The sequence below is a fragment of the Rhodoferax sp. genome (genome assembly GCF_025354435.1).
Taxonomy (GTDB): domain Bacteria; phylum Pseudomonadota; class Gammaproteobacteria; order Burkholderiales; family Burkholderiaceae_C; genus Rhodoferax_B.
This window is the reverse complement of sequence record NZ_JANXMU010000034.1, coordinates 1-2,169: the sequence shown is the minus strand read 5'-3', so window position 1 is coordinate 2,169 and position 2,169 is coordinate 1. Positions and strand designations below refer to the sequence as shown.

Annotated in this window: 2 protein-coding genes; one reads left to right on the top strand and one right to left on the bottom strand. The window is 59.2% G+C overall.

The genetic code is table 11. The features are described 5' to 3' along the window. Positions 1-200: 200 nt before the first annotated feature. Complete coding sequence (locus Q0T48_RS08845; protein ID WP_295955261.1) at positions 201-971, bottom strand: hypothetical protein; 771 nt, start codon at positions 969-971, stop codon at positions 201-203. A 419-nt stretch (positions 972-1,390) separates the two neighbouring features. On the opposite strand from Q0T48_RS08845, the gene Q0T48_RS08840 reads away from it, so the two are divergent. Then, on the top strand, positions 1,391-2,169 hold a 779-nt coding region (locus Q0T48_RS08840), incomplete at its 3' end, for an alpha/beta fold hydrolase (RefSeq protein ID WP_295955258.1).

Below are 2,169 nucleotides of genomic sequence, written 5' to 3'. Positions count from 1 at the left end.
GGCGCAAAGTGGGCCCAAAGGCCCGCGAACCTAGCCCCAAGGGGTTAGAAAACGACTCGTTTTGGCCGGATTCGGCGCATTCTTGTTATCAGTACCCCGGAAGAGCCATTTTGAATGGCCTTGTTCAGCATTGCCTTAAGGCGGTTCCCATTGGACGATGGCGAGATTCCAAAGGTCTGACGAATGGGCCAAGGTTACTCTCACGTTACAGAGCGAGGTCGGCTTTCGAAGTAAGGCAGCAATGCCTGCGCAGCCTGAATCCTCAGGTGCAGTTCTATCGTTTTGTCGCCCATGACATCAAGTAAAAACCGTTTTGGATCGAGGTCACTTTTGCTGCCACCTCTTTCGTTGGCAGCTAACGCCATATGAGATGGCGCGGTTTTGGCCTCTGCACTGAGCCGACCCAAGACCATTTGAAAATCTTCGGCCTTGATACTCACCATGCGCGACAGGATGTCGGCTTGGGCATCAGGACTGGGGCAGATGTCCAGCCAGGGCTCATCGGAAAACACTGCGGCCAAGTCGGGGGCAATAAACGCTGACCATCGGCCGGTTTCTGCCCATAGAGCGGGAACCATTTTGGCGTGCTGGCCAGGCCCTGAAACCGAAGCCTCCACAGAGGGCCTCATAGCAACGCGCCCGGGGGCAATATTACCCAAATAACGCAGGCGTAGCGACTCAAGGAAGCTCCTCGCTTCCACAACTGGCACGGGATCCGACAACGAGAACCATAGTTGGTAACCGTCGATGCCGGAGACAGCGATAGCCGGTGCAGGCAGCTCCAGATCGACCTGAACCCCTTGCCAGAGTGTCGATAGAACAGTCCAGTCCGCTGGACGGGCAAGTTCTAGGACCATCGCCCGTACACCACCGTCGGGGCTGATCAAACCGAAGTCTTCGGACCTGTTACCCTCGTCCTCTAGGCTACCCAAGCGGTATAGGCGACGCAGTTCAGCTTGCAATCTGTTCATGGCGAGATACTGGCAATGGCTTGCCGCAAAGCACGGACTTTACTTGATGGCGATTCCAGAGATCAGCAGGTACCCTGTGCCCGCCGCCTTCAAGATATCCACCCGCATCTTGTACGCATATATGTTGCAGACCGCCCCTGGAAGGCGCTGTGGCATAACGCCCTGCCCGAAGAAAAAAGGTGGGTATCGGCCATTCTTTCAATGGCATTTTTTCAACCGACCATTCGACCTACTCGAACAATCGGCATCTTTTGCTGCGGTGCAGCACGGGCAAAAAATAGCAATTTCACTCACGTTTTTACTTTTTGTCGACCGGTTGGCGTGCTGCAAATAGCCCCGAATTGAACACAGACATAGCCCAGGCGCATGGAAATGAAAAGGGCACAATCCCGTCCGTTTCAACTCACTACACCCATCCCATGCCGCATCTGAATTTTGTGCAACAAGGCCACGGGCCGCTGGTGGTGCTGAGCCACGCCCTGGGTTGCGACCTGACCATGTGGGACGGTGTGGCTGCCGCGCTGCAGGACCGCTACACCGTGCTGCGCTACGACCACCGCGGGCATGGCGGCTCTGCCGGTTCCGCTGCGGCTTATACCGTGGACGATCTGGCCGAAGACGCGGCTGAACTGGTCCGTGCCCAGTCCACGGGGCCGGTGCACTTCGTGGGCCTGTCGATGGGCGGCATGACGGCCCAGGCACTGGGTGCGCGGCACCCACAGCTGGTACGCAGCCTGGTCATCGCCAATTCGGCCAGCCACTACGACGAAGCAGCCCGCACGATGTGGCAGACCCGGATTGCCACCGTGCTAGCGAAGGGCGTGGCACCGATTGCAGACGGTGCCTTGCAGCGCTGGTTCACGCCAGAATTCCGCAGCGACGTGAACGGCAGCGTCCTGGTGGCAAACCTGCGCAAGGTGCTGGAGGGTACCGCGCCAGCGCCTTATGCCGCCGCCTGTGCCGCCGTGGCGAATATCGATCTGGACGCTGGCAATGCCCGCATCACCTGCCCGACGCTGGTGGTCTGCGGTGCGCGTGACGAAGCCACGCCGCCCGCCTTGTCGCAAACCATTGCACACACAATCCCGGGTGCGCAACTGCGCAGCCTGGATGCCGCACACCTCAGCGCGGTGGAACAACCCGAGGCGTTCGCGCGGTTGTTGACGGAGCTCTGGACGGGCCTGTCAGCACGCGGGTA

What these genes read in the sequence shown, in the direction of transcription:
- Q0T48_RS08845 (WP_295955261.1), bottom strand. Translation starts at nt 971, where the DNA reads ATGAACAGATTGCAAGCTGAACTGCGTCGCCTATACCGCTTGGGTAGC.